The sequence below is a fragment of the Desulfobacula sp. genome, from assembly GCF_030145145.1.
Lineage (GTDB): Bacteria > Desulfobacterota > Desulfobacteria > Desulfobacterales > Desulfobacteraceae > Desulfobacula.
Map to the genome: position 1 here is coordinate 19,014 of NZ_JAQYWD010000045.1, position 21,643 is coordinate 40,656.

Here is a 21,643-nt window from a genome sequence, read left to right on the forward strand (position 1 = left end):
TTCTAAGGAGACATACCATATGAGAAAACGTTGATTCCCCTGAAAAATTTCAAGGAAAAAATCGATGACTCGGTCAAAATGTCAGGCTCATTTGTTTACAGCAGAAATTTCAAATCAACACCGGGTATGCGTCTAATTCTTCTGCCGTCATGAACAGGGTTTTGTTTAACCTGTTTTGAATAGGTCTTCTTGGAATAAATATCTTGGCACCACTCTTTTACATTGCCCGCCATATCATACAGCCCAAGTTCATTTGGGAAAAAACTGCCAACAGGTGCAGTTTCGCCATGAAAATCGTCTGAATTACAGGTGCCGCAGTTCGCATCCGGGCGATAGGAATCATTGCCCCAGGAAAAAATCACTTTTTCCCCACCATTTCGACAGGTATATTCCCATTGGGCTTCTGTGGGCAATGAAAATTTCCCAGTGCCTTTTGTGCTGAGAATTCGAATAAATTGTTGAATGTCATCAAAGGAAACATTTTCAACAGGCCGGCTTGAATCACTGTTAAACCGAGAAGGATTTTTACCCATTAAATAGTGCTACTGTTTTTGGGTGACCTCATATTTTCCCATCCAGAATCCATCCAGGCAGACTTTATGATAAGGCGTTTCATCTTTGCTGCATTTTTCTTCTAAAGGGTTACACCCCATCTTAAAGCAGTCGTTTGGGATATAGACAAACTCCATTCCAGTTACAGGTTCTGTAAAGCTATCTTTTCTGGAATATTTCGGTAAGGGCTCATCATCAAAAGATGTTTCACATTTTCCCGAGTATTTCCACAATTCCAGATCTTGCCAGATTTTTTCAGCCCGCAGAGAGCCGTTGTCATATGCTTTTTTAATCCAGCATTTGGCTTTGAATGGATCTTTCAGTGTTTCTTTTCCATAAAAATAGGCCATCCCTGTATCGCACATGGCTTCAACATCCCCTTTTCTTGCCGCCTCAACCAGAGACCTAAGATTTGGCTGATCGTCTGCATGTGAAAAACCAATAAAGAGAAATACCAGAGAGACAAACCACAATATTTTTTTTATCTTCCCAGTGTTAATCATTCTTGCAGTCTATTTGCCAGAAAAGCGCCTGTCAATAATAATTGCAAAAGGATCTTTCTTTTGTTTCTCCTGTGTTTTTGAGCCAACTATTTCAATGTTTTTTGATTATCGTTGATCATTTTAACGGTGTAATTTTATGATAAAATAAAAATTTTAGAGGATGATAACTCTAAAATTTTGTTAATAAAATATCAAGGGCTATCCATAGCGAAATATGATTTTAGTATAAGGGGGGTGTCCACTTCGCTGGCGTAAATCAAAATTAAGGACCAGCCGTAACTTATATTTCTTTACTTACAATCTCTCTGTATGTTGTTGGCGTTGAACAAAGAGCTTGTTCTAAAAGACGGTAGAAAAGCAATCCTCTTGCTGAGGCGGATCTTCTATTAAAACAAAAAGTATATTCATCGAGATAATAGTCCAGATGTTTTTCACTAACGGCCCCCTGATGGGTTCCGAGTAGCCATCTTTTCAATAATGAGGCAACTCTATGAACACCAGGCAAACTTAAATGTGCAGGATCACCACTATCCGAAAGATTTACTTTTTCATGGCTATAGCCAAATTTCTCAATTGTATCGTATCCTCTCCAGCTATCAGTAAGGATATTCGATTCAGGCTCAACAGAATTACAGACAAATGGAACCAAACTATCAGCACTAGCATCAGGAATGCGTTGCATCCTAACTCGTCCGAAACCCATAGGTTCATGGATTTCAATAGCAATTACAACTATGAAAATAGGCGATATTGCCAATGCCGATACCTCACTAAGTCCTTTATATGATTACCAAGTCTCTATTTGAGAGTTGCATGATTTTCAAAGCTCAAATCGAGACTTGACCCCTTTTGATGGACTGTACCCGGACTGAATCTGCTGTACCTGGATTTTGATGCCGGCACCTCAGAAGTCAATATCAGAAACCGGCTGCATTTCATGGTGGAGTCGGTGAAAGCCCGGTTTGAAGACCAGCACCGGTCAGTTTTGACGTAAAGCCGTATCCGCGCCGGTTTCAATACAGCAGGTTGGGCAGAAACAAAATGATCTGTGGAAACAGGATCAGAATGATGACGCCCACAATCAATGCGGCCAGAAAAGGAATCACGCCCTTGAAGATTGTCTCCAGCGGAATGGTTTGCCGGAACACGGTCTGGGCCACGCCATAAACCACGTACACGTTGATGCCTATGGGCGGGGTGATTACCCCCATCTGGGTGATCATGACAATCATCACCCCGAACCAGACGGGATCATACCCCAACTGCTGGACCACGGGATAGAAAATGGGCACGGTCAGGGTGACAAATGCCAGGGCATCGATAAAACAGCCGCCGATGAGATAGATGATCAGAATCACGCTCATGACCAGCACGGCGGGAAGGTCCAGACCGGCCACCCATCCGGCGATTTCAAAGGGGATTCGTGTCACGGCCAGAAATTTGCTCAGGATCACGGCCCCCACGATCAGCATCATGACCATGCAGGAGGTGCGAAGGGCCTCCAGAACGGAATTTACAAATCCCTGCCAGGTGAGCTGCCGTCTGACCAAACCGATCAGCAGAACACCGAAGGCACCTATGGCTGCGGCTTCCGTGGGTGTGAACAAGCCTATGAAAATTCCCACAATCACCAGGGCAAAGACCGCCAGAGTTTCGCCTAAACCCATCAGGGATTTCAGCTTTTCCGTCCATGAAAAGGATTCACCCGGGGGACCCTGCTCCGGGGAAATGGTGCATCGGATATAAATGCACAAAATGAACAGCAGCGTGATCAGCAGGGCCGGAAAAATGCCGGCCACAAACAGCGCCCCGATGGACTGCTGGGTTAAAATGCCGTATATGATCAGCACCACGGACGGGGGCATGATCATGCCGATGCTGCCCCCGGAGGCCACGGAACCGGTGGCCAGTTCATCGTCATAATTGTACCGCTTCATTTCCGGCAGCCCGATGGTGGCCATGGTGGCGGCAGTGGCCGGGCTGGATCCGCACACGGCTCCGAATGCGGTGCACGCGGCCACCGTGGCCATGGCCAGCCCGCCTCTGATATTGCCTAGAAATTTATACCCGGCGTCATACAGCCGTTTGCTGATACCTGAATTGAATCCCAGCTGGCCCATGAAAATGAACAAGGGAATGGTGGACAGGTCATAGGAAGCCAGGGTTTCATACACTTCTAGAGACAGCAGGGCCAGGCCGGCATCGATATTTATGACATAGGAGAATCCCACATATCCCACCAGGGCCATGACAAATGCCACGGGCATTTGTGTCAGAAACAGTGCCAGCATGAAAACAATGCCGATAATACCGATGAGTGTCGGGCTCATTTTGAATCTCCTTTCCGCAGTTCCACAATATCAAGACAAATGGTTTCCAGAATGGTGATGGAAAAAAGCAGTAACCCGAAACCCAGGATATAAGCGATATAATAGGTGGGGAATTTCAAGCTCATGGATACTTCCCCCGTCTGTCTGAGTTCCGCCGCATGCAGAAACATCTGCCATGTGATCAGTCCGAACAGAAACAGTGTTAAAGTCCGTGTGATCAGCCCGACCCAGATTTGGGTTTTTCGGGAAAAGGTCTGCATCAGAATTTCAACGCCCACATGGCCGCCTATTTTGTATGTATAGGGCAGGACCCCTGCCACGATGATGGTTGCCAGAAACCCGACGATTTCAACCGATCCGAATATCGGGTGTTTGAAAAACCGCCCGATGACATCCACCACAGTCAACAGCATCATGCCGACCAGGGCGATGCCGCCGATAAGTTTCATGGCGTTGGATAGTTTGTTCAGTGCCAGAGCAATCTGTCTCATTAAAAACTCCTGTATATTGGAAGATACGGGTTATGGCTGTTGCAGACGGGCTTGGATGAAATCCACAACCACTTTGCCGTCAATGCCTCTTTTTGCCACGGATTGAATATAGTTTTCTAACAGGACCGATGATTTTTCAGCCCAGCGTTTTGATTCCTCATTGGTCTGGGAAATCACGGTGCCGCCTTTGGACAGAAAAAACGCCATGCCTTTCTTGTCCGCCTCATCCCAAGCCTGTCCGTGTTTCAGTGCGTATTCTTTGTTGATGCGTGTGAAAATTTCCTGCTGTTTCGGGGTCAATTGATGCCATCTTTTCTGGTTCATGAACACGGCAAAGGTGGTGGTATATCCGCTGGAAAAGTTCTGGATCATATATTTGGCCACTTCTCCCAGTTTCCAGCCGTGGTTGGCTTCGACGGGATGGGCTGACCCGTCCACCACGCCTCGGTGGAGCATCTGATAGGTTTCCGCCATGGACTGGCCCACAGGCGTCCCGCCCAGGGCGGCGATGACTTCCCCGCTGGTGCCGGTTCCCCGAATTTTCAGGCCTTTGAGATCCGCAAGGCTATGGATGGGTTTGTTCCGGGTATGAATGACACCGGGTCCGTGGGCATGCAGATACATTACTTCGGTATTGTGCAGCTCTTCCGGATCGAACCGTTCCAGCACCTGGTTGGCCACGGCAGTAGCCTGGACCCCGGAGGTGTATCCCATGGGCAGGTCAATGGCTTCCAGCACCGGAAACCGGCCCCGGGAATAGCCGATGGCCGTCATGCCGATGTCCGCCACCCCTTTTGCCACGGCAGTATAAGTCTGTTGGGGCCGGGTCAGGGTAGAGGCCGGAAAATAGTTGAATACAATCTCGCCGTGGGTCTGTTCTTCAATTTCTTTGCACCAGCGTTCCGCCAGTTGACTGTGAACATGGGTGGGCGGAAAAAAGTTGGAATAGGTCAGCCGCATCTGAGCCCCGGCCGGTTGGATCAGAAAAAAAGTGGCACAGAAAACCAGAAACAATGGAACCGATTGTAAGCGCATTCAAAAACCTCCTCAAGTCAGGCGGCCGTCTGAACCAGGGTCATTTTCAGATGGCCGACTCCTGCTGTTTACATGTCTTCATTTTAGTATCACAATGCAACTACATTGTAGCATCGATTAAATGCTATAACGAATGAGCCTGCCGTTTGTCAATGAAAATCCGGATTTTTTTCGCAAAATTTTCTAAGGGTTTCGTTGATAAATCAACATTTATTTGATTGGGGCATTATATTGGGTCGCCGATTCGAAACCTTTTCACGAGTCATCTATTCTTCCTCATATTCCCAATTTGGATATTGTTCAGGATTCTTTCCCTTTGACTCGATGACTCGAGGATAAATAACGCCAGGCTGGGCAATCTTGTCTTTGTGCCGGGTTTTATTTATTTGAAAACCCAATTATTACGAAAATCAAATAGGTAAAAAAGTTTACAACCACTCGTATTTATTCGTCCTGACTGAAATTATTGACAATTTTTAAATCCCATGATTAAGTTGCCAGCATTATGGAAGCGATATTTTTATCATTTTGTTTCATTTTTTTGATGATTGTAATGAATCGATATCTTGTCATCGAGAACCTTGCTCTTCGTCAACAACTGGCTATCGTGAAACAGCATGGCAACCGTCCAAAAATCAGAACTCGTGACAGAATTCTCTGGGTATTTCTTTGCAGGCTCTGGAAAGACTGGAAAAGTGCTTTAATCATTGTTCAGCCAGAAACGGTAATCCATTGGCACAGAAAAGGATTTAAACTGTTTTGGAAAGCTAAATCGAGGAAAAGACGGGTAGGGCGACCTTCTATTGATTCCGATATCCGTAAACTCATTGAAAGCATGGCCAGGGCAAATCCTCTTTGGCGTGCACCACGGATACACGGAGAGTTTATGAAGTTGGGAATTGAAGTTCATGAAAGGACAGTTTCTAAAATCATAAAGAAGTTCAGAACCGGCAAACCCCCATCCCAGACGTGGAGAACATTCATGAAAAATCAGATGTTCAATACCTTTGCCATTGATTTTTTTAAAGTGCCGACTGTAACCCCCCGCAAAATCCCTGGCAAAATCCTTATGGTGAAAGATTGATCGGCAGCGTGCGTCGTGATTGTCTGGATCACATGATTGTTTTGAATAAAAACCATTTGAGGCGAATATTAACAGCCTATTTGGGTTATTATCATGATGACAAAACCCACCTTGGTCTTGATAAAGACACACCATCGGGACGATCAGTCCGGGAAAAGTGTCTGAAAAATTGTAAAGTGATTGCTTTGCCGCGTCTCGGAGGCCTTCACCATCGGTATGAATGGCGAAAATCTGCATGAAATGCAGGAGGGTCGCTTTAAAAAAATGATAATTACGATAGCTTTGACCTTTGCCAGTGCCTCACTGGCCACGCCACACTGGTCGGTGCTTTTTCAGTAAATTGCAGTCCTCTTTCAATAAAATAAATGGTTTTGACCTGGTGACAAAGCACCACACGGCTGATCTTTTTACCCTTGAAAGGAACTTCAAATCCATGCCCTCTGACCCTGCTTGTAATATAAGTTCAGATGGGCTTCAGAAGGCTTTGCTTATTATGACGACTACTTTAACAAGCTTTGGGCGATATTGAATTTTGCCATACGCAAAAGATCAAAGAGGAGATATCGGTTTTTGCTTAAATTATGCAACTGAAACCGTATAATCAAGATGTTCTTTTCTAAGCATGTCCTGGAATGCAAGTCTAAGCCAAAATTTTTCCGGCCCTCCTCCGGTCCTTTGCTTTCGATGGACTGTTCTTATTGTCCAGAGATTGCTTTGGGGGTAGGAGAAAATTTTTCATATTGCAATTGGGTTTCTGGGGGGTTTTGATCTTTTTTGGGTTGAGCCACCAATTCCACCAAGCCCACCGGTTCCACTTTTATATTCATATCTCATCTTGAAAAAAAAATTGAGGCTCGCAAGCCTGTTCTCGCTAAGTTTGCATTTCTGTATGGAAAGGTGAGGTTTTTGCAAGTAATCAAAACCTACTTAGAAGGTATTCATGTGTTGATATGATGCTGGATTTAAAACGGCCTTCCCATAAACTGCCTGATGGCTTTGCAGTTTTATTAATATAGCGCGTCTGTCTTCCTGCGACACCCTTCATGAACTGGGAAAGTGCTGCTGGATCTTTGCCCGGATCAATGATGATCTGGACATGATTGGTCATCAGACAATACGCATATATTTTACACTCGGTTTTTTCTTTGAATTCTATCCGGTTGGTTTTGTGGTATTCAAAATCGTCATCCCCATTGAATACAGTATCACGATTATGACCACGCCGCATGATGTGGTGCGGAGTTTTGGGTAATATGATCCTTCCTTGTCTCGGCATATGCCTATTTGTTCATATATTGTTCAGAAAAACAATTAAAAAATAAATCTGTCCCCTTTTTCTCTTCAGGGACATAATACTATTTAAAAACGGTATTATGTCCCCGGATTCATGAACTTATATTGATACGTGATTCCAACCATTTATCTATATTATTGGCGAGACTATACAAAATTATCAGTTTCTGACCTTCAGGTTATGAAAGTTCAGGGTTAAATTTTCACCATAATATGTCGAACCACTGTGTAATCTTCCAGCCCATACATGGAAAGATCTTTTCCATATCCAGACATTTTAAATCCCCCATGGGGCATCTCTGACGCATACATGAAATAAGTATTGATCCATGTTACACCAAACTGCAGCAGGGATGATACCTTGTGCGCCTTTTGAATATCCCTGGTCCAGATAGACGAAGCCAACCCGTATTTACAGTCATTGGCCCATTCAACCGCCTGATCCGTATTGCTGAACCGGGTGACGGAAACCACCGGCCCGAAGATCTCTTCCTGAACCACCTCATCATCCTGAAGCGCATCAACAATCAGGGTCGGCTCATAATAGCACCCGCGATCAATCTTGTTGCCGCCGGCAGTAATATTAAGATGGGGAATTGTTTTAGTCCGTTCGACAAAGCCACTGACGGTTTCCCGCTGCTGCTCGGAAATCAACGGCCCGATGTCATTAACGTCAATCCCTTTTACCGACGCTGTCAGCTTTTCTACCACTTCCTGATAAATGTTGTCCTGAACATACAACCGGCAGGCTGCCGTACAATCCTGTCCGGCATTGTAATATCCCCATAATGTTATATTTTCAACCAGATCATCAACGTCACAATCATCAAATGCAATCACCGGCGCTTTACCCCCCAGTTCCAGATGGGTGCGTTTGACATTGGATGAGGCCGATGACAACACCTGCTTTCCGGTGTTTACCGAACCGGTTACCGAAACCATTTGAACCTTATCATGGTCTGCAATTTGTTTTCCGACAGCACGTCCTGTTCCCGTGACAATGTTGAGCACACCCGCAGGAAAAAGTTCGATCATATCGTCAGCCAGGGCCAGCATGGTCAATGGTGTATTTTCAGACGGCTTAAATACGACCGTATTACCGGCAGCCAGAGCCGGGGCAATTTTCCAGGCTGCCATCATTAAAGGATAATTCCATGGGGCAATCTGTCCCACAACCCCCACCGGATCTCTTCTGATCATACTGGTAAATCCCTCAAGGTATTCACCAGAAGCACTGCCGGACATACAGCGTGACGCACCTGCAAAGAATCTGAAATGGTCGGAAATGGCCGGTATCTCATCCTCCAGCATCCGCTGATAGGGTTTACCGCAGTTGAGTGATTCCAGCTTTGCCAGGAACCCGGCTTTTTCATCAATCCGATCGGCCAGCTTGAACAATCTGTCTGCCCGGTCTGCAAAAGATTTTCTTTTCCATCCGGGAAAAGCCGCATTGGCGGCTTCCACAGCCGCATCCACCTGATCCGCTGACGCCGATGGCACGTCGATTATCAATTCATTATTTTCCGGACTGATTAGAGCGATTTTTTCAGACTCTCCCAGCACTTTTTTCCCGTTTATCAGAAGATGGGTATCTATTTTTTCTATCACTGGTTCTCCTTTTTTCTTTCATTCGTTGTCGCGATGATACTCTGCCTTAGAATATTGACAATCTGATCTACGCCTTCTTTTTCAATAATTAACGGCGGCGACAATATACATAAGTTTTCATAGGGCCGGACAATGAGCCCATTTTCCTGGCAGAATTCATCCACTCTTTGGGCAACGGCGATATTCTCCTCTTCATTGTCTGAAACCACACACTCTACACACGCCATCAGACGGATCCCTCTGACATCGCCCACAATGGATAACTCACGTAAGGTTTCCAGGCGCTCCATGAAGTAGTCCCCCACTTCCCGTACATGCTCATTTATCTTTTCCCTCTCCATAATCTCAAGATATTTTAAGGCTGCCGCGCAGGTCACCGGATGGCCGGAATAGGTGAATCCGTTTGTGTAATATGAATTTTCACTGGCCGACGGTCCGCTGATGCGATTCACCAGTTTTTCAGATATAATGGCAGCCCCCAGGGGCTGATAACCGGAAGAAATGCCTTTGGCCACGGTAATAATATCCGGAACAATGTCAAAAACATTTTCAGACGCAAAATAATGCCCCAGTCTTCCAAACGCCGTCACCACCTCGTCCGAGATATAGAGCACGTCATATTTTCTGCAGATCTCCAGGGTTTTTTTGTGATATCCCGGCGGCGGGACAATCACACCGCCGGACCCCATGACAGGTTCTGCAATGAAACAGGCGGCATTTTCCGGCCCGAGCTGTAGAATCTTCTGCTCCAGTTCGCTGACCCGGAGGTCGCAGAACTCTTCGACACTCATTCCCGCAGGCCGTTTAAACGGATTGGGATCAGGAATGGAATGAACCATATCTGTAATATAATTAAAATAGCTTCTGTCACATTTTTTACCGTTCAAGGAAGCGCTTAGATAAGTACTGCCGTGATAGGCGTTCTCGCGGTAAATAATATGCTTTTTTTCTGGCTTGCCCAGGCAGTTAAAATAGTAATGGGCAAACCGGATGGCCGATTCAACCGCCGTGGAACCGCTGTTTGTAAATTGAAAGCAGTTCAGGTCACCGGGGGTTAACCGGCTCAACTTATCTGCCAGTTTGACCGAGGGAGGGCTTGTCATGGCCCCAAAGGGTGTGTAGTATGCCAGCTGAACACACTGGTCGGCAATCGCATTTGCCATTTCCCTGTTTCCATACCCCAGATTGACACACCACATGCCTGAGATCGAATCAATATATTGATTGCCTGCATCGTCAAAGACATGAATCCCTTTGCCGGATTCAATCACCATGGATTCAGCATCACTTCCCAGATCCGACCACGGATGGATAATGTGCTTTTTGTCTTTTTGAGCAAGCGTCATATTCTCTTTTTTAAAATTCATAGCCGCCTTTTAAATTAATAGGTTTTCTGATACCACGCCCCGCATACAGTGATTCGACATCATGGACGACGCATATCCGCCGGCATTGATAAACACAAGCGGATCCCCTTCCTTTATCTGATCGGGCATGGGAAAATTGTCTTTCCATACATCCAGGGATTCGTTGATATTGCCGACAATGGTAACCGGTTTCATCAGATCTGTTTTCTGCCTGTGCACAACAGGTTCACAGGGCAGCCCATAGAACGTCGGCTCAATGGCCAGATTAAATCCGCCGTTCACACCGACAAAATCAGTATTCCGCTTTTTCTCGACGGTATTCACCTCCAAAACCAGGATTCCACTGTCTTTAACAATATAATCCCCGGATTCAACACAGATGGTAATGCCTTTGCCATCAAAATGGGTATTGATAACAGACACCCAGGCATCCAGGTTTAACGCCTCGTCATCACAGTCATGGGGAACCCCCAGGCCGCCGCCAAGGTTAACGAACGCCAGATCCTTCACATTGTCCAGAAACCACTGCGTGGCTTCTAAAATTTCACTGAATATTGACAATTGATTGTTCAGATATCCGCATCCGGTATGAAAATGGATGGTATCCACGATAAAGTGATTTTCTGCAGCCAGCTGGAGCGCCGCTTTAAACTGCTCCCTGTAAATGCCGAACTTGGTGGTTTTATCGCCGCTGTATTTTAGGGTCTCATTATCCCTGTATCCAATCCCCATCGCCGGATTGACCCGGATGCCGATTTTCCGGTGGGAACAGAATTTGCCCAGCCTGCGAATAGTGCTTAACGAATCACAGTTTAAAACCACATCCGGATTGTTGGCCAGCAGCTTCAGTTCCTCATCTGTCATGGAGTTGGCTGTATATGAAATCTCATTGGGTATAAAACCGCAGGAAAAGGCATGGAGCAGCTCGTTGGGAGAACAGACATCCACACCGCATCCACCCGTGTCTTTGATATGGGTCAAAAGCGGGGCAAACCGGTTGGCTTTTATGGCATAAAAAATCTTGTGAGATTCCAGTTGATCCAGAGCCGTATGGAGCCGCTCGATATTTTGTAATATCCTTTTTCCCGTATAAAAGAAAGCAGGGGTGCCGGTTAAACCGATCAAATCCGTCACTGATTCCCCGGAAAAAAACAGATGGCCGTCTTTATAGCAAAGATCCTCTCTTTCCCACCACAGACGCTCTTTTTGTGAGCTCATCCACACTTCCTTTCCAGCTCCTGAAGATACTTCTGGCCCGAGGAATTGATCGATTCTTTTCGACCGGTCACCCATCCCCGGCAGTTAATCGCACCGCAGGCACAGGGAAATTGTTTGAACAATACGTCCTCGGTCTGGGCATAATCCATTGTCAGCGCCACCCCTTTTTCAATATCCTGCAATGCCCAGATTTCAAGTTTATTCATATCCAGAGAGACCAGCGGATCACATGAATGCAGTAAAAGCCCAGTAAAATGGGGATCATACAGTTGAAGAAACGGGTTAATCTGAAGGGTGTGCTGAAGAATATACGGCACGGTTATCCCGGCCATCCTGGCCACCATCTCACCTTTTTTAAAACGTCGGTTCACATAAATCCCGCTGCCGGTTGTTTCACAATGGGTAACCGTAAAATCTTCTTCATTTGGATAGTTTCGGCCCTCTTGCAATTCATATTCACAAGGGTAAATCATAACACCTCTCTTTAAATATTTAGATATTGTGGTGAATCATCACCATACAAATAATTTTTCTAACCATCTGTTTTTTATAATTAAAATTGCACTTATCATATCAGAACATGGACGTGCAGGCGCCAAAAGGACAGCTTTCGATACAGCAGAGACACTCGATACATTTATCCCCATGGAAATCGATGGGTCTTGATCGATTATCCTTTACATAGAGTGCACCGGTGGGGCAGTGAGGAACACAATTGCCGCATCCGGTGCATTTATCTTTATTCCATAAAAGAGTGTTCATGGTCAGGTTCACATCAATCTCGAAAGAACGTATAAACTCCAGACCGTCCTCTATTTGGGACTCTTCACCGATAATATCAATGGCAATATATCCTTTTTCATTCGGTGTAACCTGGGCTCTGTATATATTTACTTCAAGTTCATATTCTCTGATCAGTTCGGTGATAATCGGCTGTCCGCCAATAAATCTGGGAAAGGTCAGTACGACTCTTCTCTTGACTTGTTCTATGGTATTCATCTTTTTTCTCCCTGGGTTTTTACATCAAGCGGAGACATTCTCTGGCTAACAGGAAGCCTCTGAAACGGCATGCTCAACAAAAAATCTCCTTTTTTAATTTCTTCTTTAAGCCGTTCGGATATCTCAAATGCTTTTGAATAGGAAGACAGCGACCCGGTTGTCACTTTCTTTCCATTCACTTCTACTCTTCCACTTCGCAGATCAGCGTAAGACTGCCTTCCGAGAATATCGCCATGCCTTTCCGGATATGCGGTGGAATAGTCAATGACTTCGGCAAATATTTCACTGTCGCGTACGGTACAATACCGAAGAATCTCTTTATCGAGTATGGGTATCGGGACACCGACCCCCAAGGCGAGGGATACGCCGTATCCTTTCAGGCTGACGCCCCGGACAAATTCGCTGTCCATCTCTTTCATGTCCCCGGTCAGTGCAAGTGTTCCGGCACCTTCCATCGGCACATCATTATCCCCTCTGAGGCAGTCCGACGCGTGCTGCGTCCCTGGGGCATACACATGACCGTGCGACCCTGCAAGCCAGACGCTGGTTCCCACCCCAATGGTTCTGTATAACGGGTCATTCAGCAGAGGAGAAAGCTGCCCTGCCGAACAATAGGTGAGGTTTTTCATCTTGGGTTTTAATTCACCCAGATAAGTATAAATCGGCTTATCACTGCAATTGATAGCCACATTATAGTTCTGGTAGCAGTTGCGGGGATTGGTCATAATGGCCTGATTCAGATCGTCTATTGTGAAATACGTTCGGATCTCTTTTAGTGGATATTCATCAGTGCCGTATGATCGGGCAGATAACTCCAGCTCTTCGCCTGCCACCAGTTTCTCCATCACATGTCCGCCGCCGAATAAAAAATCACCCGGATAATATTTATTGGCAGGATCATTCTGCTTTAACTGTGTTGCCCCAAGGTATACATCGACCGCAGCAATACCGCCGTAAGCCATTACATCATCAATCCAGGCTTCAGTCATCCGCATCTTCGGCTTGGAATGGCCAAAGTTGAGAAAGCATCCTGAAGAACACATCGGACCGAAAGTGGCTGTTGTTACCACATCAACTTCAGCTGCGGCCTTATCAAGTCCCTTCTGATCCACGTAGTCGATCACTTCATCTGCGGTTAGGACGACGGCCTTTCCCGATGCTATTTTACGGTTAATCTCTTCGTATGTTTTCATAAATCCGGCCCCCTGTAGTTACAGCTGTCTTTTTAGTGTCATAAGATTGGGCAAAACCACGCTTGCCATTAATTCTACACATCATCAAACTCCCACAAGCCCATCAAAATCGTTTATTCGCCAACCGCTTCCTTGAGGGCCTGGGCCTTGTCTGTCTTTTCCCAGGGGAATTGCTCCCGCCCGAAATGACCGAGGGCCGCCGTATCCTGATAGCTCCAGCCGTTGGGGCGTGTGAGATCAAGATCCCGGGTGATACCGGCCGGCCTGAAGTCGAATATCTCACCACTCTCCAGAACCTCCTGAATCCTCGAAGGTGCAACACTGGATGTTCCAAAACACGCCACATTAACACTCAGGGGTTTGGCAACACCGATGGCATAGGCCACCTGGATTTCACATTTATCTGCCAGGCCAGCACTCACAATATTTTTTGCTGCATATCGGGCATAATAGGCGGCTGAACGGTCTACCTTGGAAGGATCTTTGCCGCTGAATGCCCCGCCGCCATGGCAGCCGACACCGCCATAGGTGTCCACAATAATCTTTCTGCCGGTCAATCCGGCGTCTCCGTGGGGGCCGCCGATAACAAATTTGCCGGTTGGATTGATATAGTATTGCGTATCATCATCAAGCAGTTCGGAAGGACCGAGCAGATCTTTGGAGACCTGGATCAGGTCGGCCCGAATCTTTTCCAGGGGAATGTCATCGGTCTGGTGCGAGATGACCACCGAAGTGATCCGTTTGGGCATGCCATTTTCATGGAGCACCGAGACCTGGGTTTTGGCATCAGGCCTGAGATATTTGATATCCCTCTCTTTACGAATCTTTTGAAGCCCGGCAAGAAGCTCATGGCTGTAATGGATGGGCGCCGGCATCAGCGAACTGGTGGCATTGGTTGCGTAACCGAACATCATGCCCTGGTCACCCGCGCCCTGTTCCGAAAAGAGTCCTTCTCCCTCGCTGACCCCTTGGGAAATATCGGCAGACTGTGGATGAATCCGGCATAGATATTCAAAATCGTTACAGCAGAATTTGAGTTCTGCACGGTCGTATCCAATATCCCGGATGACCTTTCGGGCAACGGCTTCCGGAGATATTTCATCCCACCCACGGCATGTAATCTCTCCAATATTGATCATGAAATCAGTTGTCACGGCCGTCTCACAGGCCACACGGCTGGCCGCATCTTTTTCCAGACAGGCATCTAAAATGGCATCCGAGACCTGGTCACAGATCTTATCCGGATGGCCTTCGCTGACAGATTCGCTGGTAAATACATGATCGGTTTTCAGCTTGCTCATATTTATTCCTTTTTTACTTGCTCAGGTTTATTATCATTGAACATTTTCTTTGACGGTTGTTTTTCCGGCAACGGTAATGCACACTAACTCCTGCCAGGGCTTTGCAACACCTGTACCAGACACAGATACCCCTCAGGAAAACAACCGCATCTCATTGATTTCATACATCTTTAAAATAATTATAACGAACCGGGTGGAAAGGATTCGACCTGATTACACCCTTTTTTATCCGAACATGGGCAAGAAGAGCACACTTCTGATATAAATCCAATATAAGTGTGCATTTTTTACACAAACCTATTTTCTGCCCTATCCCCTGGCAGTGTTAAAAAAAACCTTATCAAACACTTGCATTTCCCTATTTTAAATGATAGTTACGCTCAAAACATAATCGAGTTGAACAAGGAATATTTTATTCCCATGGTCAAATTGTGCACATTATGCACAAGCCAACATTCATACATCCCGCAAGGAGCACCCCCATGGAGGGCGAACACATACCTGCCAGAATTATATGCGTTGACGACGGCAAAGTTCTGGCAGAACAAGTCAAAACCATTTTTGATAACGATGATGTAACCATCGCTTATGAACGAAATCTTGAAGCTGTGGTGGACCGGTTTGAACGGAACCGGTTTGACCTGATGCTCTTTTCCGGCGCTGTTGCCCGCAACCAGCAGGCCGATGCATTGGATGTACTGGAGCTGATCTCTGTTAAATGCCCCCAGACCCAGATTCTTCTATTTACGGCCCCCGGTTCTTTGAAATTTGCCAACCAGGGGCTAAGAGCCGGCGCCTACCACTACGCCACACTGCCCATTACCAGCGAGGAACTCAAACTGCTTATCGGGTCGGCCATGGAGGCAAAACCCCTTCTGGGACCCAACATGCTGCTCAAGGCAGAGACCGAAAAAAATACGTTTGAACGAATGGTCGGCCGGTCCGCGGTGATGCAGGCGGCCTACCGCCTGATCCGCCAGGCAGCGGTTACAGACATCCCGGTTCTGATTTCAGGAGAAACCGGTACTGGAAAGGAACTGGCTGCACAAGCCATCCACCAACTGAGCGCGCGCAATGATGCGTCCTGTATCCCTGTCCACATCGCCTCTCTGCCTCCCGATCTTGTGGCCAGTGAATTGTTCGGCCATGTCAGCGGTGCATTTACCGGAGCAACAAAAATGCGGAAAGGTTGCTTTGAGATGGCTGACGGCGGCACGGTGTTTCTTGATGAGATCGGCACCATTGATCAGAAAATGCAGGTCAGCCTGCTCAGACTTTTGGAGACCAATGAATTCAGCCGGATCGGCAGCCAGGAAAATATGCCTGTCAATGTCCGTGTGATTGCCGCCACCAATGCCGATCTTGTCAATGAGATCCGGCTGGGCAATTTCAGAGAAGACCTTTACTACCGGCTGGACGTCCTCAATATCGTTATGCCGCCCTTAAGAGATCGGAGTGGTGACATCCCTCTCTTGGTGAGCCATTTCATAAAAGAGGCCAGCGAGGATTTTAAAAAGAAGATCAGAGGGCTCTCTTCGGATTTTATCAACTGTGTGGAATCCTATCCCTGGCCGGGGAATGTCAGGGAATTAAGAAACGTCATCCAGCGCGCTGTGGTCTCAGCAACTGAGGATATTCTACGAACCCGAAACCTGCCCAACCGGATCAGCCATTACCAGGACAGGGATAATCAGATGACCGTTAAAATAGGCATGACCCTGGCCCAGGTTGAAAAAGGACTGATTATCAGGACCCTGGCCCATGCAGGGGATAACCGATCCCGTACCAGTGAAATCCTTGGAATATCCAGGCGGACCCTGTACAACAAGATGGAGCGGTACGGCATCTCTACTGTCAACTCATCAGGGTAGTCCAAATCCACCGCCAAATTTTTTCATCATCCCAGTTTCCACCTGTTTCACAGTATTTCAACAGGTCGTGCTGATATCCGGCCGTGTCTGATCTTAATTTTACTGTTTCCACATTATCCGGAAGACAGTCCAAGGCTCTCCGGACTTTACGCCTCAGACCGTGCATTTCTGATTGACGCAATATTTTATAAAACCCCTCATCTGCTTCCAGTATTTTTACGTGTGACCTTCAGGTTAAATCATCAACACAATCCCCACCGGCAAGGTTGAGCAGCACCAAGGACCAAGCGTAAAGTTGCTCTTTTTTCATACGTTGGTTTTGAACAACCTTTTAGGTTAGACCAAGCTTGTGTTTCTTTCTTTCAAGGGTTGCAAAAAAATCTCTGGAATTAACTATAAACCGTGTGTGAGTGCCCTCGGCTATCTTATCGACTGAGTCATGGGCTTCTATGTAATAGGTCAGCTTCCTCCCGTCTATGGCAGTTAATTGTGCTTTAGTTACAATTGTTGCGCCAATAGGTGATGCGGACAGGTGTTTCATGCTATTCGCTACTCCTACTGTCAGGTAGTTTTCAGGCAGGAATTCATGTACGAATATACAAGCGGTTTCCATAACGCCAACAAGGTGAGGTGTTCCTAAAACTGGCATTCCTTTGTAGCCGACAGCCTCGGCGCTGTTTTCATTTGAGACAATAATACTTAGCGTATTTTCCATTCCGATTTTCAATCCTGAAAGGTCGATTTTGCCCATTGGTTTTTCTCGCAGTTTAAATTGTTATAAAAGTATCTAAATAATAGAATAATTAGTTTGCTTTTACAATAAACGAAGATTAATATATTGCATATAAAAAAAGAAGGAAAAATCATATGAAAATCAGCCCTTGCGAAACATGCGGTGCCTGTTGTGCCTTTTCCTTGGTTTCATTCCCAGACTTTGAGGTCGATAATATCATAAATGGTTTTGTCCCAGTTGATATGACCTCTCTCTTCAAAGACTCCAGAAGGTTCATGAAAGGTACTGACACCAGAAATCATCGCTGCATTGCTCTGGAGGGCAAAGTGGGTTTCTGTGTAAAATGTCTCATTTATGAACACCGGCCCTCCACCTGTCGAGAATTCAATATTTCATGGGAAAATAATATCGGCAACTTCCTGTGTGACAGGTCAAGAGAATTTTTTGGCCTCCAATCCTTTTCAAAGTATTAACGCTTTTCCCGTCTTTTTGGTTACAATTCCAAATGCCAGCCACAGGTATTGATACTATTTTTTTGATCCTCATTATGCTCTAAGATTATGTATCAGGCATTGCTCACGTGAAAAATTACCTGAACACGGAACTAAGATCAACGCTGGAGGTGAATTTGCCCGGATCGGGGATTCCCATGAATATTGTTGGCCGCGGATCATAAAACGCAATCTCAGGTCCTGTAAAAAACTTGCTCTTTTTATGTATTTGGGTGTATTATTCAGAATAATTATCTGCTTTGACCTGACACATGAATCCATGTCAGTTCCAACTCTTCAGCCCAGCCTGCAATCCTCTTGTTCCGGTTCCATATCAATACGATAAACTATAAAAGGAGGTTTGTCCCATGAAAGCGATTTTAATTTTTTTTTCATTATTGCTGGTAACCGTGGCATTTCTATGCACTCCCCTGGCTGTTGAAGCAGCACTTGTTTCAAAGGTTCTCATTGAAGGTGAAACACAGGGTAAAATCGAAGGCAGTTGCGACTCCAGCTTTGACTGTGATGGATGGATAGCCGCATATTCGTTCGGGCATAACGTCTACATACCAAGAGACGCTCAAAATAACATTACAGGGAAGAGAGTACATACACCGTTAAAAATTCTAAAATCCTTCGACAAATCAACACCCAAGCTCTATCAGGCGCTCATCAACGGCGAACAACTAGAGATTACCATGCGGTTTTACAAAGTTGACCCATCAGGAATTGAAGAAAACTATTTTACTATCACTCTAAAAAAAGCATTAATTATCAGCATCACACCAAGTTATCCGCCTGTTTTCCTACCCCAAAACAACAGCTATCATCATATGGAAACCGTTGCCTTCATCTATCAATATATCAAGTGGACATGGGAAAGTGATGGGATAGAGTCAGAAGATTCAATAGGATCTTCCGAGCAAATGGCAACAGACAGGAATGCGCAGTTGAGGCAATAGCCATGAAAACAATCAATCTGTTACTATTTTTTGTGGTGGTATCTTTGACCCTGCCATTGGCGGAAAATTTTCATGCCGGGCAGGTCATGGTTTTTAAAGGCAATACCATCATCAATCAAGATATGGAGGGATTGATAACGCTTCCAGGAGGTGGTATCGTAACCCTTGCGTCTTTACAGGTGGCAAGCTGGGGTATACATTACGAATCCGAGAGTCTTTTGGTTTACGAGATAGAGTCCATGATCCTGTCACTCTATGCCGAGTCGTCCATATTATCGCTTCCTGATCCGGATGAAACCGTTGAAACAACAAATGGAACATCCGGAACGTTATGGGAAGTTCTTGAAACCGAACCGTTTGTGGTTTATTACCCGGATATCCGATGGATTGAGGCTGTCGATACTGGTTTCATCTTTGTACCGACGACTCAAGACTCAGAACTTGTAACGGACAAAGACTCACTTCCGGTGACCGAAGGCAGGATTGCTGAAATCGGCGTAAAGCTGTCTTCTAAACCCGCATCCAATGTCAGCTTGATGGCTGCAAAAGTAAACGGAGACCCTGACCTTACAATTCAGTCCGGCGCCAGCCTTACCTTTACACCATTCGACTGGGATCAGTTTCAGACGGTAACGATTGCAGCAGCAGAGGATGCAGATACTGAGAACGGTTCGGCCGTGATTTTGCTGAGTACAGCATCAGGAGCAAAAAAAACCGTATCAGCAATAGAAATAGACAATGACGGCGATATTGATGGGGACGGAATGCCGGATAATTGGGAAGATTATTATACGGGATTGAACAAAAACGAGAAGGATGGAGGGATCGACCTTGATTCGGATGGATTAATTAATTTAGCCGAATATCAACACAACACAGATCCGTTTGATTACGACACCGACAATGATGATTTACCGGATGGATGGGAAGCCGATAACGGCCTTGATCCCACGAATCGGAAAGACGCTGCCCAAGATTCGGATGGTGATGGAAACAGCAACTACCAGGAGTATGTCGATGAAACAGATCCTCAGGACAAAACCTCCTATACATTTCGGACAGCCACGGTTATGGGGACGATTTTTTCTACGGTCAACGGTTACGAAAGCGGAATCAAGAGTGCTTCAATTTTCTTGCAGGGAACGGATTTCCAGACAACGACCGACCTGTCAGGCACTTTTTCCTTTGACAATATTCCCTATGGGAATTACTTGATTCAAGCCCAGGCCTCTTATTTCAAGCCTTATACGACTGAAATTGTTGTAAATGACACGTTCATATATCTGCCGCACATTGAATTAAAGGTTCTAAGTGACATCAACAATGATGGTCTGATTGATTTAAAGGAGGCGATTGATATTTTAAAGGCCCTTTCCGGGTTTAAATAGTGTCCTCTGAAAATTTTCATAAAAGGGGGTTGTCGTGGTAATTATGGCAGCCCTTTTTTATATTTCCCGGATTTATTGACACAGAATTTTGAATGCCCCCATATCCCTCTCCCATTGAGATTGTCTCTCAATCTACCAGCTCATTTAACCGGCACAACCCGTTTTTTTTCTAAGAACCCGAACTTGTCCCCCGAACTCACCTGTTCCCTGTTATTTCCTGCATGACAAAGGGCAGGTCTTGAATTCCGATTTTTTGGTCTCCGCTGGTCTCCGCTTCCACATAAACATCTGATGCCGGCTGGGTTTTTTCACAGACCTGGATTTCCAAGGCTAAAATTACATCAGCTAGGTCGATATGCCCGCTGTCGTCAAAATCACCTTTGCGGACCGGCCTGGGGGCTATAGATATATTTACCATAACGTTTCCCAATAATTCGTTTGACAGCCAGTCGTAGGCTGGAATGGATTTATCGTCAAGCGCCGCAAGTTCGGGAGATACAGGATTGCGATTTGATGAAACAATGTGAATAGTTAAAACAAGCTTATTCTGTGAAATGGCCTGACGAATCTCCTCCTCATGGGTCGGATGAATCAGATTTGAACCGAAGCTGCTCACGAGTGAGTCAATGGTGACAAATCGATATTCGCCTTCCTGATAGTCAATGTAATGTTCGATATCTTCAGGCGTGAGGGTTTCGTCGGCAACGGAGAATTCAACAATCCTTACAGTTCCCTGATCCCGATAGGCAAGATCAACCCACTGCTCAGCAGCAGAAAACCCGAAAAGAGAAAAATTGTAAGACCACGGATTGCCCGTCGATTCCTTGAAGAGTTCTGTCTCTCTACCGTCATTGCCGACATAGATGGCGTTACCGTCGGGGCTGAAGGCGATGTGCGCGGGTAAGGTGAAATGTTCATCATTATGAGATTTGATCAACTCTCCGTTCACCCCGAACACCTGTATGCGGTAGCCGTAGGTATCGCAGACATACAGATTGCCGTCTACGCCTATGCCGATTCCCCGTGGGGAAAGGAACTGGCCATCATGATCGGAGCCGAGCGAGCCAACCGACCAGACCCATTGTCCCTGGCTGTCGAATTTCAGAGCTCCTGACATTAAGCTTCAAAAAGCCTTATTTTAAAGGGTTTTACTTGACTTTTGGGTAAAAATATCGTAGGTTAAGCGGCATCCAAAAAAGGAAAATATAATGCTTCAAACCTACA

Annotated in this window: 23 protein-coding genes and 1 pseudogene; 6 read left to right on the forward strand and 18 right to left on the reverse strand. The window is 45.9% G+C overall.

The window, feature by feature from the left end; genetic code table 11:
- Positions 1–95: 95 nt before the first annotated feature.
- From Q1Q15_RS21585 to Q1Q15_RS21610, 6 genes are all read right to left on the reverse strand, one after another.
- Positions 96–533 carry a formylglycine-generating enzyme family protein gene (locus Q1Q15_RS21585; protein ID WP_300464558.1) on the reverse strand — a complete coding sequence of 146 codons (438 nt, stop codon included), beginning with the start codon at positions 531–533 and terminating at the stop codon, positions 96–98.
- Between the two features lie 9 nt (positions 534–542).
- Positions 543–1,055 carry a hypothetical protein gene (locus Q1Q15_RS21590; RefSeq protein ID WP_300464560.1) on the reverse strand — a complete coding sequence of 171 codons (513 nt, stop codon included), beginning with the start codon at positions 1,053–1,055 and terminating at the stop codon, positions 543–545.
- Between the two features lie 280 nt (positions 1,056–1,335).
- Complete coding sequence (locus tag Q1Q15_RS21595; protein ID WP_300464562.1) at positions 1,336–1,812, reverse strand: IS1595 family transposase; 477 nt, start codon at positions 1,810–1,812, stop codon at positions 1,336–1,338.
- Between the two features lie 256 nt (positions 1,813–2,068).
- Positions 2,069–3,385, reverse strand: coding sequence for a TRAP transporter large permease (locus tag Q1Q15_RS21600; protein WP_300464564.1), 1,317 nt, complete (start codon positions 3,383–3,385; stop codon positions 2,069–2,071).
- Positions 3,382–3,876, reverse strand: a complete 495-nt coding sequence (locus Q1Q15_RS21605; protein WP_300464566.1) for a TRAP transporter small permease — start codon at positions 3,874–3,876, stop codon at positions 3,382–3,384. The genes Q1Q15_RS21600 and Q1Q15_RS21605 overlap by 4 nt, the downstream gene beginning before the upstream one ends.
- Before the next feature lie 30 nt (positions 3,877–3,906).
- Entirely contained in the window at positions 3,907–4,911 is a 1,005-nt protein-coding gene (locus Q1Q15_RS21610) for a TRAP transporter substrate-binding protein (RefSeq protein ID WP_300464568.1), read from the reverse strand.
- A gap of 553 nt (positions 4,912–5,464) precedes the next feature.
- Here Q1Q15_RS21610 and Q1Q15_RS21615 point away from each other — a divergent pair.
- On the forward strand, positions 5,465–5,995 hold the full coding sequence (locus tag Q1Q15_RS21615; protein ID WP_300464570.1) for a hypothetical protein: 531 nt from the start codon (positions 5,465–5,467) through the stop codon (positions 5,993–5,995).
- 8 nt (positions 5,996–6,003) lie between these two features.
- Positions 6,004–6,234: a hypothetical protein gene (locus tag Q1Q15_RS25565; RefSeq protein ID WP_363321030.1), complete on the forward strand. Its 231-nt coding sequence runs from the start codon at positions 6,004–6,006 to the stop codon at positions 6,232–6,234.
- A 456-nt stretch (positions 6,235–6,690) separates the two neighbouring features.
- Here the strand turns inward: Q1Q15_RS25565 and Q1Q15_RS21620 are convergent, their stop codons facing one another.
- The 9 genes from Q1Q15_RS21620 to metK all read right to left on the reverse strand — a co-directional run bounded on the left by Q1Q15_RS21620 (position 6,691) and on the right by metK (position 14,974).
- A complete protein-coding gene (locus Q1Q15_RS21620; RefSeq protein WP_300464571.1) occupies positions 6,691–6,822 on the reverse strand; it encodes a hypothetical protein in 132 nt (43 codons plus the stop codon).
- Between the two features lie 89 nt (positions 6,823–6,911).
- Complete coding sequence (locus tag Q1Q15_RS21625; protein WP_363321028.1) at positions 6,912–7,271, reverse strand: transposase; 360 nt, start codon at positions 7,269–7,271, stop codon at positions 6,912–6,914.
- Between the two features lie 212 nt (positions 7,272–7,483).
- Positions 7,484–8,896, reverse strand: coding sequence for a gamma-aminobutyraldehyde dehydrogenase (locus Q1Q15_RS21630; protein WP_300464574.1), 1,413 nt, complete (start codon positions 8,894–8,896; stop codon positions 7,484–7,486).
- Positions 8,893–10,263, reverse strand: a complete 1,371-nt coding sequence (locus tag Q1Q15_RS21635) for an aminotransferase (RefSeq protein WP_300464576.1) — start codon at positions 10,261–10,263, stop codon at positions 8,893–8,895. The genes Q1Q15_RS21630 and Q1Q15_RS21635 overlap by 4 nt, the downstream gene beginning before the upstream one ends.
- 9 nt (positions 10,264–10,272) lie before the next feature.
- Entirely contained in the window at positions 10,273–11,481 is a 1,209-nt protein-coding gene (locus Q1Q15_RS21640) for a diaminopimelate decarboxylase (protein WP_300464578.1), read from the reverse strand.
- On the reverse strand, positions 11,478–11,954 hold the full coding sequence (locus Q1Q15_RS21645; protein ID WP_300464580.1) for an SET domain-containing protein-lysine N-methyltransferase: 477 nt from the start codon (positions 11,952–11,954) through the stop codon (positions 11,478–11,480). Before Q1Q15_RS21645 ends, Q1Q15_RS21640 begins: the two co-directional genes overlap by 4 nt.
- A gap of 100 nt (positions 11,955–12,054) precedes the next feature.
- A complete protein-coding gene (locus Q1Q15_RS21650; RefSeq protein ID WP_300464582.1) occupies positions 12,055–12,480 on the reverse strand; it encodes a 4Fe-4S binding protein in 426 nt (141 codons plus the stop codon).
- The gene (locus tag Q1Q15_RS21655; protein WP_300464583.1) at positions 12,477–13,673 is read right to left on the reverse strand and encodes a homocysteine biosynthesis protein; all 1,197 of its coding nucleotides are present in this window, start codon (positions 13,671–13,673) and stop codon (positions 12,477–12,479) included. The genes Q1Q15_RS21650 and Q1Q15_RS21655 overlap by 4 nt, the downstream gene beginning before the upstream one ends.
- A 113-nt stretch (positions 13,674–13,786) precedes the next feature.
- On the reverse strand, positions 13,787–14,974 hold the full coding sequence (gene metK / locus Q1Q15_RS21660) for a methionine adenosyltransferase (RefSeq protein ID WP_300464585.1): 1,188 nt from the start codon (positions 14,972–14,974) through the stop codon (positions 13,787–13,789).
- Between the two features lie 482 nt (positions 14,975–15,456).
- On the opposite strand from metK, the gene Q1Q15_RS21665 reads away from it, so the two are divergent.
- Positions 15,457–16,845 carry a sigma-54 dependent transcriptional regulator gene (locus Q1Q15_RS21665; protein WP_300464587.1) on the forward strand — a complete coding sequence of 463 codons (1,389 nt, stop codon included), beginning with the start codon at positions 15,457–15,459 and terminating at the stop codon, positions 16,843–16,845.
- A 34-nt stretch (positions 16,846–16,879) separates the two neighbouring features.
- On the opposite strand, the pseudogene Q1Q15_RS21670 reads toward Q1Q15_RS21665, so the two are convergent.
- Together Q1Q15_RS21670 and Q1Q15_RS21675 are read right to left on the reverse strand one after the other, a co-directional pair.
- Positions 16,880–17,128: pseudogene (locus Q1Q15_RS21670) on the reverse strand (hypothetical protein); the annotation flags it as partial.
- A 48-nt stretch (positions 17,129–17,176) separates the two neighbouring features.
- The gene (locus Q1Q15_RS21675) at positions 17,177–17,596 is read right to left on the reverse strand and encodes a thioesterase family protein (RefSeq protein ID WP_300464589.1); all 420 of its coding nucleotides are present in this window, start codon (positions 17,594–17,596) and stop codon (positions 17,177–17,179) included.
- A gap of 116 nt (positions 17,597–17,712) precedes the next feature.
- Between Q1Q15_RS21675 and Q1Q15_RS25570 the strand changes: the two genes are divergently transcribed.
- The 3 genes from Q1Q15_RS25570 to Q1Q15_RS21685 all read left to right on the forward strand — a co-directional run bounded on the left by Q1Q15_RS25570 (position 17,713) and on the right by Q1Q15_RS21685 (position 20,419).
- On the forward strand, positions 17,713–18,051 hold the full coding sequence (locus tag Q1Q15_RS25570) for a YkgJ family cysteine cluster protein (protein WP_363321029.1): 339 nt from the start codon (positions 17,713–17,715) through the stop codon (positions 18,049–18,051).
- A 386-nt stretch (positions 18,052–18,437) separates the two neighbouring features.
- On the forward strand, positions 18,438–19,031 hold the full coding sequence (gene tssD / locus Q1Q15_RS21680) for a type VI secretion system tube protein TssD (RefSeq protein ID WP_300464590.1): 594 nt from the start codon (positions 18,438–18,440) through the stop codon (positions 19,029–19,031).
- Between the two features lie 2 nt (positions 19,032–19,033).
- A complete protein-coding gene (locus tag Q1Q15_RS21685) occupies positions 19,034–20,419 on the forward strand; it encodes a carboxypeptidase regulatory-like domain-containing protein (RefSeq protein WP_300464592.1) in 1,386 nt (461 codons plus the stop codon).
- 196 nt (positions 20,420–20,615) lie between these two features.
- On the opposite strand, the gene Q1Q15_RS21690 is transcribed toward Q1Q15_RS21685, so the two are convergent.
- Positions 20,616–21,536: a hypothetical protein gene (locus Q1Q15_RS21690; protein WP_300464594.1), complete on the reverse strand. Its 921-nt coding sequence runs from the start codon at positions 21,534–21,536 to the stop codon at positions 20,616–20,618.
- Positions 21,537–21,643: the final 107 nt, after the last annotated feature.

Coding starts and splice junctions, on each gene's coding strand:
- Q1Q15_RS21585 (WP_300464558.1), bottom strand. CDS start 533: ATGGGTAAAAATCCTTCTCGGTTTAACAGTGATTCAAGCCGGCCTGTT.
- Q1Q15_RS21590 (WP_300464560.1), bottom strand. CDS start 1,055: ATGATTAACACTGGGAAGATAAAAAAAATATTGTGGTTTGTCTCTCTG.
- Q1Q15_RS21600 (WP_300464564.1), bottom strand. CDS start 3,385: ATGAGCCCGACACTCATCGGTATTATCGGCATTGTTTTCATGCTGGCA.
- Q1Q15_RS21605 (WP_300464566.1), bottom strand. CDS start 3,876: ATGAGACAGATTGCTCTGGCACTGAACAAACTATCCAACGCCATGAAA.
- Q1Q15_RS21610 (WP_300464568.1), bottom strand. CDS start 4,911: ATGCGCTTACAATCGGTTCCATTGTTTCTGGTTTTCTGTGCCACTTTT.
- Q1Q15_RS21615 (WP_300464570.1), top strand. CDS start 5,465: ATGAATCGATATCTTGTCATCGAGAACCTTGCTCTTCGTCAACAACTG.
- Q1Q15_RS21620 (WP_300464571.1), bottom strand. CDS start 6,822: ATGAATATAAAAGTGGAACCGGTGGGCTTGGTGGAATTGGTGGCTCAA.
- Q1Q15_RS21625 (WP_363321028.1), bottom strand. CDS start 7,271: ATGCCGAGACAAGGAAGGATCATATTACCCAAAACTCCGCACCACATC.
- Q1Q15_RS21635 (WP_300464576.1), bottom strand. CDS start 10,263: ATGAATTTTAAAAAAGAGAATATGACGCTTGCTCAAAAAGACAAAAAG.
- Q1Q15_RS21640 (WP_300464578.1), bottom strand. CDS start 11,481: ATGAGCTCACAAAAAGAGCGTCTGTGGTGGGAAAGAGAGGATCTTTGC.
- Q1Q15_RS21645 (WP_300464580.1), bottom strand. CDS start 11,954: ATGATTTACCCTTGTGAATATGAATTGCAAGAGGGCCGAAACTATCCA.
- Q1Q15_RS21650 (WP_300464582.1), bottom strand. CDS start 12,480: ATGAATACCATAGAACAAGTCAAGAGAAGAGTCGTACTGACCTTTCCC.
- Q1Q15_RS21655 (WP_300464583.1), bottom strand. CDS start 13,673: ATGAAAACATACGAAGAGATTAACCGTAAAATAGCATCGGGAAAGGCC.
- metK (WP_300464585.1), bottom strand. CDS start 14,974: ATGAGCAAGCTGAAAACCGATCATGTATTTACCAGCGAATCTGTCAGC.
- Q1Q15_RS21665 (WP_300464587.1), top strand. CDS start 15,457: ATGGAGGGCGAACACATACCTGCCAGAATTATATGCGTTGACGACGGC.
- Q1Q15_RS21675 (WP_300464589.1), bottom strand. CDS start 17,596: ATGGGCAAAATCGACCTTTCAGGATTGAAAATCGGAATGGAAAATACG.
- Q1Q15_RS25570 (WP_363321029.1), top strand. CDS start 17,713: ATGAAAATCAGCCCTTGCGAAACATGCGGTGCCTGTTGTGCCTTTTCC.
- tssD (WP_300464590.1), top strand. CDS start 18,438: ATGAAAGCGATTTTAATTTTTTTTTCATTATTGCTGGTAACCGTGGCA.
- Q1Q15_RS21685 (WP_300464592.1), top strand. CDS start 19,034: ATGAAAACAATCAATCTGTTACTATTTTTTGTGGTGGTATCTTTGACC.
- Q1Q15_RS21690 (WP_300464594.1), bottom strand. CDS start 21,536: ATGTCAGGAGCTCTGAAATTCGACAGCCAGGGACAATGGGTCTGGTCG.